Source organism: Roseobacter sp. HKCCA0434, assembly GCF_032464675.1.
GTDB lineage: Bacteria > Pseudomonadota > Alphaproteobacteria > Rhodobacterales > Rhodobacteraceae > Pontivivens.
Genome location: NZ_JAWDKL010000015.1, coordinates 82,145 through 96,493, shown reverse-complemented (window position 1 = coordinate 96,493; position 14,349 = coordinate 82,145). Strand labels below are relative to the sequence as shown.

The following is a 14,349-nucleotide window of genomic DNA, read 5'->3' as shown; positions in this document are numbered from 1 at the left end:
GGCCAGCCCCGGCAAGGGCGCCGCGTCGAGCGGCAGCACCGGCCCCGCCAGTGCGCCGCGCCACAGCGCCGCCTCGCCCGGCCGCACCGGCACCGCCTCCAGCCATATCGCCGCGATCGCCACCGTCAGGAGCGTCAGCGCCAGCACCGGCACGAGCCAGCCCGGCAGCGGCGCGGGCCGCTTGCGTCTTGCCATCGAATGTCTCCGAAGATCAGGCGGCGCGGGCCAGGCGACCGGCGCGGGCCGCGGCCCCGAACGCCTCGAACAGCGGCCGCGACACGGGGTCCTCCGCCGCGCGGTATTCCGGGTGCCACTGCACCGCCATCGCGAAGCCGGGCGCGCCCTCGATATGGATCGCCTCCGCCGTACCATCGGGCGCGCGCCCGTCGACGACGACGCGCGGCCCCGCCTCCTCGATCCCCTGCCCGTGCAGCGTGTTGGTATGCACTTCCGTCGCGCCGAACAGCCGCGCGAACGGCCCGCCTGGCGTCAGCGTCACCCAGTGGCGCAGGGCGAACTTCTCCTCGATCGAGCCGTCGGGCGGCATCCGGTGGTTCAACCGTCCGGGAATGTCGCGGATCTCGGGATGCAGCGTCGAGCCGAAGGCGACCGCGATCTCCTGGAAGCCCCGGCACAACCCCAGCACCGGCACCCCGCGCGCCACCGCCTCGCGGATCAGGGCGAGGCTCAGCGCGTCGCGCGGTCGGTCGAAGGTGCCGTGCGCGGGCGTCTCCTCGTGCCCGTATTCGGACGGATGCACGTTGGGCCGCCCGCCGGGAAAGACGAAGCCGTCGCAGACCGCCAGCGCCTGCTCGACCGACATCAGGTCGGGATCGGCGGGCAGGATGACCGGAATCGCCGCGCAGACGTCGCGCACCGCCTCGATGTTCATGCGGCCGACAGCCTGCACCTCGTACTGGTCGTTGATGAGGTGATGGTTGCCGATGATGCCGATGACGGGCGTGTCGGTGCCGGGCATGATCTCTCCTGCGAGCGGGGTGGGATGGCGCGACCATACCCCGCCCCGCCGTCGCCGTCGAGACACCCGCCCGGAAACGGTCCGTTCAGCGGCGCACGCGCGCCGTCACCTCGATCTCGACCTTCATGCGCGGATCGTAGAGCCCCGCCTCGATCATCGTGGCCGCCGGGGACACGTCGCCCAGCCAGTGCTGGAGCACCGGCCAACAGGCGGGGAAGTCCTCGCGATCCGGCAGGATGTAGCGCACGCGCACCACGTCCCCCATCTCGGCCCCCACCGCGCGCAAGGCGGCGTCGATATTGCGCATGGTCTGCTCGCATTGCTGGGCGGGATCGTCCGCGATGGTCATCGCTTCGTAGTCGAAACCCGTGGTGCCCGACACGAACACCCAGCGCCCGTCGCGCACTGCGCGGCTGTAGCCGATGGTCCGCTCGAATTCCGACCCCTGGCTGACGTGCTGGCGCGTCACGGCTGCGCCTCCAGCCCGGCGGCGGCGATCCCGGCCAGTGCGGCCTGCTCGTCATTGTCCGAGGTGTCGCCGGTCACGCCGACCGCGCCGATCACCCGGCCGTCCGACAGCACCAGCACGCCGCCCGGCACCGGGATCGTCCGGCCGCCATAGGCCCCGTTCACGGCGGCCATGAAATAGGCCTGCCCTTCGGCCCGCGCCATCTGCGCCTGCCCGCCCATGCCGAGCATGACCGCGCCATAGGCCTTGCCCCGCGCGATCTCGAACCGCCCCGGAGCGGCCCCGTCCTCGCGGTGAAAGGCGAGCGGATGCCCGCCCGCGTCGAGCACGACGACCGAGAGGGGCTTCAGCCCCATCTCACGCCCCTTGGCGAGGGTCGCGTCGATGATGGTCCGGGATTGGTCTGCGGTGATGGTCATAAGTCAGTCTCCTGCCTCAGGCCGGTTTCGACCAGAAACCGGCCAGCGCCCGACCTCCCCCCGGGAGGGCGCTTTTCAGCGTCCCATCCCTTCACGACGGTCATTCGCGCTTGATGGATAAATCGCTTCTCTCGGATGTATCGGCGCCCACCCGAGGTCGGGCGCCGGCCTTCCGTCTCAGCCTCGCTGCGCCTTCAACTCCAGCCTCCGCTTGTGCAGCACCGGCTCGGTATAACCCGAGGGTTGCTCCGTCCCCTCGACCACCAGCTCGCGCGCCGCGGCGAAGGCCACGCCGTCATAGCCCGGCGCCATCGGCTGATAGCTGGGATCGCCCGCGTTCTGCTCGTCCACCTTCACGGCCATGCGGCGCATCACCTCGTCCACCTGCTCCTCCGACACCACGCCGTGATGCAGCCAGTTCGCCATGTGCTGCGAGGAGATCCGGCAGGTCGCGCGATCCTCCATCAAACCGACATCGTGGATGTCGGGCACCTTGGAGCAGCCGATGCCCGCATCGACCCAGCGCACGACATAGCCCAGGATCCCCTGCGCGTTGTTCTCCAGCTCCGCAGTCACCTCGTCCTCCGACCAGTTCTGACCGTCGGCGACGGGAATGGTCATCAGGTCCTCCAGGCTGCCGCGCGGCCCGCCCTCGGCCAGTTCCGACTGGCGCGCCAGCACGTCGACCTCGTGGTAATGCGTCGCGTGCAGCGTCGCGGCGGTGGGCGACGGCACCCAGGCACAGGTCGCACCCGCCTTCGGATGGCCGATCTTCTGCTCCAGCATGTCGTGCATCAGGTCGGGCATCGCCCACATCCCCTTGCCGATCTGCGCGCGCCCCTTCAGGCCGCAGGCGAGGCCGATATCGACATTGCGGTCCTCGTAGGCCTTGATCCAGGGCGTCTCCTTCATCGCGCCCTTGCGCAGCATCGCGCCCGCCTCCATCGAGGTGTGGATCTCGTCGCCCGTGCGGTCGAGGAAGCCGGTATTGATGAACGCCACCCGTCGCTTCGCCGCACGGATGCATTCCTTGAGGTTGGCCGAGGTGCGCCGCTCCTCGTCCATGATGCCGAGCTTCACCGTCTCGCGCGGCAGGCCCAGCGCATCCTCGACATGATCGAATATCTCGCAGGCGAAGGCGACCTCGTCGGGGCCGTGCATCTTCGGCTTCACCACGTAGACCGAGCCGTGCAGCGAGTTGCCGCCCTCGCGGCTCAGATCGTGCATCGCGCACAGCACCGTCACCATTGCGTCGAGCAGCCCCTCGCCCGCCTCGTTGCCATCGCGGTCGAGCACCGCCGGATTGGTCATCAGATGGCCGACATTGCGCACCAGCATCAGGCTGCGGCCCTTCGCGACCAGCTCGCCCTCGGGTGTGGTGTAGGTCCGGTCGGCGTTCATCTTCCGCTGGAAGGTTTCGCCACCCTTGGTGACCTCCTCGACCAGATCGCCCTTCATCAGGCCCAGCCAGTTGCCCCAGGCCAACACCTTGTCCTCCGCATCGACGGCGGCGACCGAATCCTCGCAATCCATGATGGTGGAGATCGCACTCTCCATCAGGATGTCCGCGACCCCCGCCTGGTCCGAGCCGCCGATCTCGCTGTCACGGTCGATGACGATCTCGATCTTCAGCCCGTTATGCTCCAGCAGCACGGCGCTCGGCGCATCGCGCTCGCCGCGCCAGCCGAGGAACTGCGACGGATCGCTCAGCGCCATCGAGTGCTTCACGTTCGGCGTCTCCTGCGCCGAAGGGATGTCCCGGCTCTGCGTCGTCTGCGTGCCGCGCCAGTCCTCGTCGTTGAGGATCTGCGCCTCCAACCCGTTCTCGGTCACCACATATCCGACCACCGAGCGGTGGGAGCCCGAGAACAGCGGCGCCACCTCGTCGAGGAACCCCTTGGCCCACTCGATCACACGGCTCCCCCGCTCGGGGTCGTAGCCCTTGCCCGCGGGCCGATCGCCCAGCGCATCCGTGCCGTAGAGCGCATCGTAGAGGCTGCCCCACCGCGCGTTCGCCGCGTTGAGCGCATAGCGCGCGTTCATCACAGGCACGACCAGCTGCGGCCCCGGGATCCGCGCGATCTCCGGATCAACATTCTCGGTTTCGACCTCGAAATCCGGCCCTTCCTCGACCAGATAGCCGATCTCGCGCAGGAAGGAGAGGTATTCGCCCTGATCGTGCGGTTGGCCCCGCCGCTCGACATGCCACGCGTCGATCTTGCCCTGCATCTCCTCCCGGATCGCCAGCAATTCGCGGTTGCGCGGACCCTTCTCGTGGATCAGCGCCGACAGCCCCTTCCAGAAATCGTCCGAGGCGACGCCCGTGCCCGGCAGCGCCCGCTCCTCGATGAAGGCGTGCATCTCGCGCGCCACCTGCAAACCCTCGATCTCGATCCTGTCGCCCATTGCGTGCTCCCTCGCGTCTCGTTGCGCGGCAACCTAGCCCCCGATGCGCCGGACGCAATGCGACAAGCGCCGCTTTCGCCCCCATTGCACTCCACCCCCCACCGCGCCACCTTGCCCGCCAGACCGAGGAGACCCCGATGACCGACGTGACCCGTCTCGCCGACTACGCGCCCTTTTCCCATCCCGTGCGCGAGGTGCACCTGACCTTTCGCCTCGACCCCGACGCGACCACCGTGATCGCGAAGGTCGCGTTCGAGGGCGGCTCGGGCGACCTGCGTCTCGACGGGTTGGACATGGAGCTGGTCTCCGCCACCATCGACGGGACCCCCGTGACGCCGCAGGTCGACGCGACCGGCCTCACCGTCGCCGCCACCGACCTGCCCGAAGGCCCCTTCACCTGGGAGGCCGAGACCCGCATCGCGCCGTCGAAGAACACCGTGCTCGAAGGGCTCTACATCTCGAACGGCATCTACTGCACGCAATGCGAGGCCGAGGGCTTCCGCCGCATCACCTTCTTCCCCGACCGCCCCGACGTGATGGCTATCTACACCGTCCGCATCGAGGCCGACCTGCCGGTCCTCCTGTCCAACGGCAACCTCACGGCCAGCGGCGAGGGCTGGGCCGAATGGCACGACCCCTGGCCCAAGCCCTCCTACCTCTTCGCGCTGGTCGCGGGCGACCTCGAAAGCCTCGACGACAGCTTCACCACCCGCTCGGGCCGCGAGGTCGCCCTGCGCATCTGGGTCCAGCACAAGGATCTCGACCGCTGCGCCTACGCGATGGAAAGCCTGAAGAAGGCGATGGCCTGGGACGAGCGCGAATACGGGCGCGAATACGATCTGGACCTGTTCCAGATCGTCGCGGTGGACGATTTCAACGCCGGCGCGATGGAGAACAAGGGCCTCAACGTCTTCAACACCCGCTATGTGCTCGCCTCGCCCGAGACCGCGACCGACGCGGATTTCGAGGGGATCGAAAGCGTCATCGCCCACGAGTATTTCCATAACTGGACCGGCAACCGCATCACCTGCCGCGACTGGTTCCAGCTCAGCCTCAAGGAGGGGCTGACCGTCTATCGCGACCAGTGCTTCACCGCCGACATGCGCTCCGCGCCCGTGAAGCGCATCGGCGACGTGCGGATCTTGCGCGCCGCACAGTTCCGCGAGGATGCCGGGCCGCTCGCCCACCCCGTGCGACCCGAAAGCTATGTGGAGATCAACAACTTCTACACCGCCACCGTCTACGAGAAAGGGGCGGAGCTGATCCGCATGCTCCACGCCATCATTGGGCAAGAGGGCTACGACGCCGCCCTCGCCCTATATTTCGACCGGCATGACGGCCAGGCCTGCACGATCGAGGACTGGCTGACCTGTTTCGAGGACGCGACGGGCCGCGACCTGTCGCACTTCCTGCGCTGGTACGAGCAGGCGGGCACTCCCACCCTGACCGCCCGCCACGAACATCGCGATGGCCAGATGCACCTGACCTTCGCGCAAAGCACCCCGCCAACCCCCGGCCAGCCCGACAAGCAGCCGGTGCCGATCCCGATCCGCTGGGGCCTGCTGACCGAAGCGGGCGAGGTCGCCTCCGGTACCTTCACCCTGACCGAGGCGGAGGACACGCTCAGCATCCCCGCGCCCGAAGGTGCCGTCCCCTCGCTGCTGCGCGATTTCTCCGCCCCGGTGATCCTGAAACAACCCGCGGGCGGCGACGCCTTCCGCCTCGCGCACGATACCGACCCGTTCAACCGGGCCGAGGCGGGCCGCGCGCTCGCGCTTGCCACGCTGGTCGATGGCGAGGACGCCGAACCGTGGCTCGACGGCATGGTCCGCACCGTGACGGACGACACGCTCGACGCCGCCTTCCGCGCGCAGATGCTCGCCCTGCCCGGAGAGGCCGAGCTTGCCCGCGCCATCGCCGCCAGCGGTCGCACCCCCGATCCCGATGCGATCCACACCGAACGCCGCGCCCTGCGGCAGGCCCTCGCGGAAAAACTCGCCGACCGGCTGGCAGATCTGGAGGAGGCTATCCGCCCCGCGGGACCCTACTCGCCCGACGGGGACGCACCCGGCGGGCGCGCGCTCGCCAATGCGCTTCTTGGCCTCTGGGTGCTGAACGACGGCCCCGCCGCCGCGCGCGCCGCCTTCGACGACGCCACCAACCTCACCGACAGCCTCGCCGCCCTCGGCCTTCTGGTCAGCGAGGGCGCGGCAAAGGACGCGCTCGCCAGTTTCCACGCCCGCTGGCACGATACCCCGCTGGTGCTCGACAAGTGGTTCGGCGTGCAGGCCGTCGCGACCCCGCCGGGCGACGCACTCGACACCGTCCGGCGGCTCGCCGAGCATCCCGACTTCACCTGGCGCACGCCCAACCGCTTCCGCGCGTTGATCCCCGCCTTCGCCGCCAACCACGCGGCCTTCCACCGGGCGGACGGCGCGGGCTACAGGCTCGTGGCCGACTGGCTGATGAGGATGGACCCGGTAAACCCGTCTGTCGCCGCCCGCTCCTCCGCCGTGTTCGAGACCTGGCGCCGCTACGACAGCGCCCGCCAGGCCCTGATCGAAGAACAGCTGGAGCGGCTGGCGAGCCGCGACGGGCTCAGCCGCGACATGGCCGAAATGGTCGGCCGGATGCGCGCCGGCTGATCGCAGGGCGGCACACGGGCCCGCCTTCTTCTTCGTCCGAAAATCCCCGCCGGAGGCATCCGCCAGACGATGCCGGGTGCCTCCGGTTTCGCGGAATCGCCCGAATACCCGAGCCATTCAGTCGCCATACGCATGCCATACGGGGTGCATACGCATCGCATACACCGGTTTTCAGCCGACGAAGGCCTTCTCCAGCACGAAATCGGCCGGCGCGGAATTGGACCCTTCGGTGAAGCCCCGCTCCTCCAGGATGGCCTTCACGTCGAGGTTCAGACCCATCGATCCACAGATCATCACCCGGTCCTTCACCGGGTCGAGCGGCCCGGTGCCGAGCGCATCGCAAAGCTCGCCCGACCGCATCAGATCCGTGATTCTGCCTTTGTTGACAAAGTCTTCCTGCGTGACGGTCGGGAAGTAATGCAGCTTCGCCGCCGCCTCCTCACCGACCAGCGGATCCTCGGGCATGCTCTCCACCAGCTCCTGCCCGTAGGCCAGCTCGGCCGCCGTCCGGCAGGTATGGGTCAGGATCACCTGCTCGTAGCGCTCGTACACGTCCGGGTCCCGGATCAGCGAGGCGAACGGCGCGATCCCCGTCCCCGTCGCGATCATCCACAACCGCTTCCCCGGCAAAAGCGCATCCGTGACCAGCGTGCCAACGGGCTTGGGCCGGACAATGACCTGATCTCCAACGGAAATCTTCTGCAGTTTCGAGGTCAGCGGGCCGTCGGGCACCTTGATCGAGTAGAATTCCAGCGTCTCGTCCCAGCTGGGCGACGCGATGGAATAGGCGCGCAAGAGCGGCTTTCCGTCGTCCTTCAGAAGGCCGATCATCACGAATTCGCCCGAGCGGAAGCGCAGGCTCGCAGGACGCGTCACGCGGAACGAGAACAGCGTGTCGGTCCAGTGGCGCACCTCGGTTACGGTCTGCGCGTCCGGCATCACCGGTTTCTTCGTCGCGTTAACGGGTTGTTGAAGGGTCATGCTGTATATCCTTGGCCGTCTGGATCACGCGGATCGGCGGAATAGGCTCTGGTAACGTAGGGACTGGACGGGAGTCCACTGCGGCTCGGGCTGGCGGGCGGCGAGGGCCTCGTCGATCTCAACCTCGTCGAAGCCCGATCCGCGCGCCTTGCGGTATTGCTCGGCGATTACGTGCCCCTGCGCGCGCAGCCGCCCGCGATAGCCCAGATCGCGCAGCCGCGAGGCGATCGAGAAGCCGCGCCCGTCCGCGCTCGACGGGAACGGGATGCGGATCAGCGGTGCCTCGGCGATCGCGGGGTAGAGAGATGCCACATCCGCGTCGTTGGGCAGGTCCACGCCCTGCCCCGGCGCCTGCTCGCCAGGTGCGGCGAAGCCTGCCTCGAACGTGTCGGGGCCGAACCCCGCATCGGTCACGATTACACTCATTCAATCGTCTCCCTCACAGGGCCGCGCACCATCTTGCCATCTACGAAATGGATGCCGCATTCCTCTTTTTCCTTGCCGCGCCAACGTCCTGCACGGGGATCCTCGCCTTCTGCCACTTTCGACGTGCACGGCGCGCAGCCGATCGAGGGGTAGCCCTTCGCCACCAGCGGATGACGCGGCAGCTTGTTGTTCCACAGGTAGTCCTGCACGTCGTCCGGGCCCCAGTGTGCCAGCGGGTTGATCTTGATGCGCATGTCGCCCTCCGCCTCGAAGAAGTCGAGCGCCGCGCGCGTACCGGACTGGAAGCGCTTGCGCCCCGTGATCCACGCATCATAGGGCGTCAGCGCCGCCTGCAGGGGCACGGTCTTGCGCAAGGCACAGCACGCATCCGTGTCGCGCTGGTGCAAGGTTCCGTCCGGGTCGTGCAGGGCCAGTTGGGTGGTGCTCGCCCGGATCACCTGTACGTTGGTCAGCCCCAACCGGTCCGCCACCTCGACCTGATAGTCGAGCGTTTCGGGGAACAGCATCTCGGTATCGATGAACAGCACCGGCAGGTCGGGCCGCGCCATCGCCGCCATGTGCAGAAGCACCACGCTCTCCGCCCCGAAGGAGGAGACGAGCGCCACGCGGCCCGTCTCCTTCGCGTCCAGCGCCTCGGCCAGAACGTCGCGCGCGGCATGGTGCCGGTAGCGCCCGTTCAGCGCCTCGACGCGCGCGTCGACGGTCGCGAAATCCGCTTCAGGCCGCATCGGCCCGCTCCGCCTTTTCGGGGTAGAGCGCCGCCTTGAACGGCGCCATGCCCACCCGGCGATAGGCCGCGAGGAACTCCTCCTCGGGACCCTGCCGCAGGTCGAGATAGGCGCCGATCAGACGTTCCACCGCCGGCACGATCTCGTCATAGGCGAAACCCGGACCCGCCCGCTCACCGATCGTCGCGGTTTCGGTGCCGTCCCCGCCCAGCGTGATCTGGTAGTTCTCCACCCCCGCCCGGTCGAGACCCAGGATGCCGATATGGCCGACATGGTGGTGCCCGCAGGCATTGATGCAGCCCGAGATCTTGATCTTCAGCGGCCCGATATCGCGCTGCGCGTCGAGATCGGCAAAGGCCTCGCTGAGCTTTTGCGCCACCGGGATCGAGCGCGCGGTCGCGAGCGCGCAATAATCCATGCCCGGGCATGCGATAATGTCCGAGACCAGTCCCACATTCGCCGTCGCAAGTCCCGCATCCTTCAGCGCGGCGAACACCGCGGGCAGGTCGGCACGGTGCACATGCGGCAGGATGACGTTCTGCTCATGGCTGACGCGCAACTCGTCGTGGCCATACGCCTCGGCCAATTCGGCCATCACCCGCATCTGCGCCGAGGTCGCGTCGCCCGGCGTCTCGCCGATCCCCTTCAGGGAGATCGTGACGATCGCGTAGTCCGGGTTCTTGTGCGCATGTGTGTTGGTGTCGATGAAGCTCTGCAGCGCACCGTCGAGAACCGGAGGGGTCTCCACCTGCTTGTAGACGGGCGGCACGAAGCCCGCGTCGATATGGTCGATCAGGTCCTGCGGGACGACGAAATCGCCCCGGATGCGCTCGAAAACCTCGGCGACGCGCGCTTGCATGACCTCCAGGCTTTCCTCGTGCACGAGGATCTTGATGCGCGCCTTGTACTTGTTGTCGCGCCGCCCATGCAGGTTGTAGACCTGCATGATCGCTTCGAGATAGGGCAGCAGATCGGCCTTGGGCAGGAAAGGATTCAGCACCTTGCCCACCATCGGCGTGCGGCCGAGCCCCCCGCCCACGATTACCTCGTAGCCGGGGTTGCCGTCCGCGTCGCGCAACATGCGCAGGCCGATATCATGCGCCTTGACCACCGCGCGGTCATGCGGAGAGCCCGTCACGGCCACCTTGAACTTGCGCGGCAGGAACTGGAACTCGGGATGGTCGGTGGACCATTGCCGGATCAGCTCGGCGGTCGGGCGCGGGTCCTCGATCTCGTCGGCCGCGGCGCCCGCGAAATGATCGGCGGTCACGTTGCGGATCGTGTTGCCGCTGGTCTGGATCGCGTGCATCCCAACATCGGCCAGCGCCTGCAGCATGTCGGGCACGTCCATCAGCTTCGGCCAGTTGTACTGGATGTTCTGCCGGGTGGTGAAATGGCCATAGCCCTTGTCCCACCTGTCCGCGATGTCGGCGAGCGTTCGCATCTGCGCGCCGTTCAGCGTGCCGTAGGGGATCGCGACCCGCAGCATGTAGGCGTGCAGTTGCAGGTAGAGCCCGTTCATCAGTCGCAGCGGCTTGAACTCGTCCTCTGTCATCGAACCATCGAGACGGCGCGCCACCTGGCCGCGGAACTCCTCGACGCGGGTGTTGACGAACGCGCGGTCGAAATCGGTGTACTGGTACATCTTACGCCTCCAGCCCTTCGGCCTGCTTGCCCAGGTGGTAGTTGGACGGCCCGCGCGTGCGGAACGCCTCGCGGAAATGGACGGGTTGCGGCGTGCCGTCCGCATCGATCACGGCATCGGCGAGGTAGGGGCCGACGATCTTGAGCTGCTGAGCCGCGGCCTGGGCCAGCAGCTCCTCCGCCTCCTCCTGCGTCTGCGCGACCAGCGCGTCGGCATGACGGCGCGACCAGCTGCCATCGGCGGTCAGGTAGATCACGTCGCCCATCATCAGGTCGTTCGCGGTGACGATCTTGGGGGTAAAAGCTCTCGGCATCTCAGGCCTCCGCTGCTTGCAGTTCGGGAAGGGCCGCCGCCGCCGCACGCGGGGCGAGGCCGTACATCAGGATCACCGGGCCATCGACGCCCTCGCGCGACAGCATGTCGGGCAGGTCGATCAGCGTGGTGGGCAGGATCCGCTGGTCGGCGCGGCTGACATTCTCGACTGCCGTGACGGCGCGGTCCTCGCGCGCGCCATGCATCAAGAGGCGACCCCGCAGGAAGGTCGCCGCGCGCCGCCCCATGTAGATCGCCGCCGTGGCACCGGGTGCGGCGAGGTCGCGCCAGTCCTGCTCGGCGAACCCGTCGACATCGTGGCCGGTCAGGATGCGGAAAGACTTGTTGCGTCCACGTTTCGTGAGGCTCTGGCCAAGGGCCGCCGCGGCGGCGGAGGCGGTGGTGATGCCCGGCACGATCTCCCACGAGATGCCGTGCGCATCGAGCGCGTCGATCTCCTCGTCCAGACGGGCGAAGATCGCGGTGTCGCCGCCCTTCAGCCGGGCGACCTTGTGTCCCTCCCGTGCCTTCGCGACGATCAGCGCGTCGATATCGGGCTGTTTCCAGGAGGGGGCGCCGGGGATCTTGCCGACCTCGATGATCTCGGCCTCGCGGCGCGCCAGTTCCAGCACCCCGGCCCCGACCAGCCGGTCGGTGACGATGACGTCGGCCTCGTGCAGCAGGCGGCGCGCCTTGAGGGTCAGCAATTCCGCATCACCCGGCCCCGCCCCGATCAGCGCGACGTGGCCCGGCGTGTCATCGGCGTGCAAGGTCTCTTCTAGCAACGCATCCAAGCTGTCGCGGACGGCCTCCTCGCCCTCGGCCAGTGCGCGGGGGCCCCGCTCGAAATAGAAGGCGGACCAGAACGCGCGGCGCACCCGGCCCATCGGCAGGCGCGCGGCCTGCGCCCGGAAGCCCTGCCCGATCCGCGCGAGCGTGCCGAGGCTGATCGGCAGCATCTCCTCGATCCGCCGCTTGATGTCGCGGGCGAGCACGGGGGCCGCGCCCTCGGTCCCGATAGCCACCGTGACCGGATCGCGATCGACGATGGCGGGTGTGATGAACTGGCTGTCGTCGAGATTGTCGACGATGTTGGTCAGAGCGCCCGCGCGCCGCCCGATGGCGACGGCCCGCGCATCCTCGACCGGGTCCTCGTTCGCGCCATAGAGCAGCGCCGCGCAGATCGCGTCGCCCTCCGCGATGGGACGCTCGACGAGCACGATTCGCCCCTCGCGGGCCAGCCTCGCGACACCCTCGTGCGGATCGGTGCCGTAGACGGCGACCTTCGCCTCGGTCTTGAGCAGCAGACGCAGCTTGGCCAGCGCGCACTCGCCCGCACCCGACAGGATCACCCGCCGACCCGAAAGGTCGAGAAACACCGGAAAATGTCGCATCGCGTCCTCCTGCACCCTGGCATGGTTCTCAGGTGGGCAGGTAGAACATAATTCCAAGTTTGACGGTATCGCCGCTCTGAAATAAGAACGTCGTAATAGAATATTCCGGCGTCCTGCAACGGGCGTTCGCAATCGGGAGGTCCCGCAGAATGAAGCTCCGCCTCGACAACATCGACCGGAAGATCCTGACCGAGTTGCAGGCCGACGCGGCCCTCTCGCTCGACGAAATCGCGCGGCGGGTGGGGGCGTCGAAGACCCCCGTCTGGAACCGGATCCGCAAGATGCGCGAGGGTGGCGTCATTCGCGGCCAGACGACGCTGCTCGACCCGGAGGCGCTGGGGCTGGAGGCCTGCTTCTTCGTCCTGATCCGCACGTCGGAACATGATGCGGGCTGGCTGGAGCGGTTCCTCAACGCCGTGAAGAACCGGCCCGAGGTGATGGAGGCGCACCGGCTGGCAGGCGATATCGACTACATCCTAAAGGTCCGGGTCGAGAGCGCGCGCGCCTATGACGATTTCTACCGGGCGCTGATCGAGGAGGTCTCGATCTACAACGTCACCTCCACCCTCTCGATGGAGGAGATCAAGAGCACGACCGCCCTTCCGATTCCCGATGCGCCCGAGTGACCGGACGGTAGGTGCTGTACGACCGCACACGCTTCCGCCGCGTCGGCCTTGCCGCCTCTACATTCCCGCTTCGGGCAGGCTGATCGCGCGCGAAGCGCGAGACGTTAATTCCAGGTAGCGCTGAGCGATGGCGGGCGAGGTCGCGCGCCTGCGCCACCCCGTCCGAACGCCTACTCCTACTGCGCGACGATGGCGCCGACGAAGAGTTCCCGTGCCCCCCGTTCGCGCATCCGGAAGGCGCCGCCCAGTTCGACGTCTCCTGCCGGGCCGTAGAAGCGGCCGACGAGGTCGCCCTCGGCGATAGTGCTGAAATCCGTGCCGTCATTGGCCTGGCTACCGGGCGCGGGTTGCAGTTGGGCATAGAAGCTATTGCCCTGGACGCCCGCCGCCAGGCCGCCGCTCTGCGCCGTTGCGGCCTGGTTGGGGTCGTTCAGGATCTGCAGGGTGTTCAGCCCGTCGCCCGAGCCATCCGTGAACTGCAGGTTGAACATCGCGCTGGCGGGTTCGACGATCCGGTCGCTGTCGAAATCGAAGGTGATCGAGACTTCGCCGGTCACGTCGCGGATATCGAGCGGCAAGCTGTCGTCGTCCTTGCGCAGGTAGCGCCCCTGGACCGCGCCGTCGAATGTCGCCGTGCCAGTCAGCGCGGAGGCGGGTGCCAGCGATCCGCCGTGGAACCCGCCATAGCTGTCGATCCGGATCGCGTTCGGATCGTAGAACCAGGTGCCTGCGATCACGTTGTCATAGCTGGTAAGGTCGAGGCCGCGCAGCGTGACCGTGCCCACCTTGGCACCGGCATCGTCCACGATCCGTACGTCGCGATCCACGCCGCTGACCAGTTGCACCGCGGATTCGCTGCGATCGCCGCCGACGCGCACGAAGATGTCGCGCGTGGCGCTGCCGCTGTCGGCGGTGAACTCGATCCCGTTCAGGCGGTCGGTCGTCACGTCGTTGTTGCGGATGAGCGGCGGGTTCGCACCGGGCGTCGGATCGAAATCGCGATAGCGCACCGACCGTCCGATGCCGCCCGCGTCGCCCGCGGTGGAGAAGCTCCCCGGCTCGTTCGCGGCGACCTGCGCGAGGCTCTGCCCCTCGCTGGGCTGCGCACCAAAATCGACGCCGCCCCCGCCACCCCCGCCGCCGCCGCACGCCGTCAGGAGGAGAAGGGCTGTCGAAGCAGTGGGAAGCATGATGCGCATGGGGGCACTCGTTCGTTGGATCTGGTCTGGGGTTTCAGTCTTGCCACATTCTCACGCCGAGTGTGTTGCCAATTTATTAAAATTAACGAGAGCGTCACG

Annotated in this window: 14 protein-coding genes; 2 read left to right on the top strand and 12 right to left on the bottom strand. The window is 67.9% G+C overall.

Features of this window, described 5'->3' with window-relative positions; genetic code table 11:
- From RX333_RS10970 to RX333_RS10950, 5 genes are all read right to left on the bottom strand, one after another.
- Positions 1–195, bottom strand: a 195-nt coding sequence (locus RX333_RS10970; protein WP_316014979.1) for a hypothetical protein, incomplete at its 3' end; no start/stop codon positions are given.
- 16 nt (positions 196–211) lie between these two features.
- Positions 212–979 (bottom strand): gamma-glutamyl-gamma-aminobutyrate hydrolase family protein, encoded by a 768-nt coding sequence (locus RX333_RS10965; protein ID WP_316014978.1) that lies wholly within the window; start codon positions 977–979, stop codon positions 212–214.
- An 85-nt stretch (positions 980–1,064) separates the two neighbouring features.
- Positions 1,065–1,448, bottom strand: a complete 384-nt coding sequence (locus RX333_RS10960) for a RidA family protein (protein WP_316014977.1) — start codon at positions 1,446–1,448, stop codon at positions 1,065–1,067.
- On the bottom strand, positions 1,445–1,867 hold the full coding sequence (locus tag RX333_RS10955) for a heme-binding protein (RefSeq protein WP_316014976.1): 423 nt from the start codon (positions 1,865–1,867) through the stop codon (positions 1,445–1,447). The genes RX333_RS10960 and RX333_RS10955 overlap by 4 nt, the downstream gene beginning before the upstream one ends.
- 177 nt (positions 1,868–2,044) lie before the next feature.
- Positions 2,045–4,273 carry a malate synthase G gene (locus RX333_RS10950; protein WP_316014975.1) on the bottom strand — a complete coding sequence of 743 codons (2,229 nt, stop codon included), beginning with the start codon at positions 4,271–4,273 and terminating at the stop codon, positions 2,045–2,047.
- Positions 4,274–4,410: 137 nt separating this feature from the next.
- Here RX333_RS10950 and pepN point away from each other — a divergent pair, with 137 nt between their 5' ends.
- Complete coding sequence (pepN, locus tag RX333_RS10945; protein WP_316014974.1) at positions 4,411–6,918, top strand: aminopeptidase N; 2,508 nt, start codon at positions 4,411–4,413, stop codon at positions 6,916–6,918.
- Positions 6,919–7,089: 171 nt separating this feature from the next.
- Here the strand turns inward: pepN and RX333_RS10940 are convergent, their stop codons facing one another.
- From RX333_RS10940 to cysG, 6 genes are read right to left on the bottom strand one after another with little or no spacing between them, the layout of a single operon-like run.
- On the bottom strand, positions 7,090–7,899 hold the full coding sequence (locus RX333_RS10940) for a ferredoxin--NADP reductase (RefSeq protein ID WP_316014973.1): 810 nt from the start codon (positions 7,897–7,899) through the stop codon (positions 7,090–7,092).
- A 24-nt stretch (positions 7,900–7,923) separates the two neighbouring features.
- Positions 7,924–8,325 (bottom strand): DUF934 domain-containing protein, encoded by a 402-nt coding sequence (locus tag RX333_RS10935; RefSeq protein ID WP_316014972.1) that lies wholly within the window; start codon positions 8,323–8,325, stop codon positions 7,924–7,926.
- The gene (locus RX333_RS10930) at positions 8,322–9,074 is read right to left on the bottom strand and encodes a phosphoadenylyl-sulfate reductase (protein WP_316014971.1); all 753 of its coding nucleotides are present in this window, start codon (positions 9,072–9,074) and stop codon (positions 8,322–8,324) included. Before RX333_RS10930 ends, RX333_RS10935 begins: the two co-directional genes overlap by 4 nt.
- The gene (locus tag RX333_RS10925; RefSeq protein WP_316014970.1) at positions 9,064–10,719 is read right to left on the bottom strand and encodes a nitrite/sulfite reductase; all 1,656 of its coding nucleotides are present in this window, start codon (positions 10,717–10,719) and stop codon (positions 9,064–9,066) included. Before RX333_RS10925 ends, RX333_RS10930 begins: the two co-directional genes overlap by 11 nt.
- 1 nt (position 10,720) lies before the next feature.
- The gene (locus RX333_RS10920) at positions 10,721–11,032 is read right to left on the bottom strand and encodes a DUF2849 domain-containing protein (RefSeq protein ID WP_316014969.1); all 312 of its coding nucleotides are present in this window, start codon (positions 11,030–11,032) and stop codon (positions 10,721–10,723) included.
- Position 11,033: 1 nt separating this feature from the next.
- The gene (gene cysG, locus RX333_RS10915; RefSeq protein WP_316014968.1) at positions 11,034–12,425 is read right to left on the bottom strand and encodes a siroheme synthase CysG; all 1,392 of its coding nucleotides are present in this window, start codon (positions 12,423–12,425) and stop codon (positions 11,034–11,036) included.
- A gap of 149 nt (positions 12,426–12,574) precedes the next feature.
- On the opposite strand from cysG, the gene RX333_RS10910 reads away from it, so the two are divergent.
- Complete coding sequence (locus RX333_RS10910) at positions 12,575–13,051, top strand: Lrp/AsnC family transcriptional regulator (protein ID WP_316014967.1); 477 nt, start codon at positions 12,575–12,577, stop codon at positions 13,049–13,051.
- 176 nt (positions 13,052–13,227) lie between these two features.
- Here the strand turns inward: RX333_RS10910 and RX333_RS10905 are convergent, their stop codons facing one another.
- A complete protein-coding gene (locus RX333_RS10905) occupies positions 13,228–14,250 on the bottom strand; it encodes a hypothetical protein (RefSeq protein ID WP_316014966.1) in 1,023 nt (340 codons plus the stop codon).
- Positions 14,251–14,349 lie beyond the last annotated feature (99 nt).

Coding starts and splice junctions, on each gene's coding strand:
- cysG (WP_316014968.1), bottom strand. CDS start 12,425: ATGCGACATTTTCCGGTGTTTCTCGACCTTTCGGGTCGGCGGGTGATC.
- RX333_RS10930 (WP_316014971.1), bottom strand. CDS start 9,074: ATGCGGCCTGAAGCGGATTTCGCGACCGTCGACGCGCGCGTCGAGGCG.
- pepN (WP_316014974.1), top strand. CDS start 4,411: ATGACCGACGTGACCCGTCTCGCCGACTACGCGCCCTTTTCCCATCCC.
- RX333_RS10910 (WP_316014967.1), top strand. CDS start 12,575: ATGAAGCTCCGCCTCGACAACATCGACCGGAAGATCCTGACCGAGTTG.
- RX333_RS10965 (WP_316014978.1), bottom strand. CDS start 979: ATGCCCGGCACCGACACGCCCGTCATCGGCATCATCGGCAACCATCAC.
- RX333_RS10940 (WP_316014973.1), bottom strand. CDS start 7,899: ATGACCCTTCAACAACCCGTTAACGCGACGAAGAAACCGGTGATGCCG.
- RX333_RS10950 (WP_316014975.1), bottom strand. CDS start 4,273: ATGGGCGACAGGATCGAGATCGAGGGTTTGCAGGTGGCGCGCGAGATG.
- RX333_RS10935 (WP_316014972.1), bottom strand. CDS start 8,325: ATGAGTGTAATCGTGACCGATGCGGGGTTCGGCCCCGACACGTTCGAG.
- RX333_RS10955 (WP_316014976.1), bottom strand. CDS start 1,867: ATGACCATCACCGCAGACCAATCCCGGACCATCATCGACGCGACCCTC.
- RX333_RS10905 (WP_316014966.1), bottom strand. CDS start 14,250: ATGCGCATCATGCTTCCCACTGCTTCGACAGCCCTTCTCCTCCTGACG.
- RX333_RS10920 (WP_316014969.1), bottom strand. CDS start 11,032: ATGCCGAGAGCTTTTACCCCCAAGATCGTCACCGCGAACGACCTGATG.
- RX333_RS10925 (WP_316014970.1), bottom strand. CDS start 10,719: ATGTACCAGTACACCGATTTCGACCGCGCGTTCGTCAACACCCGCGTC.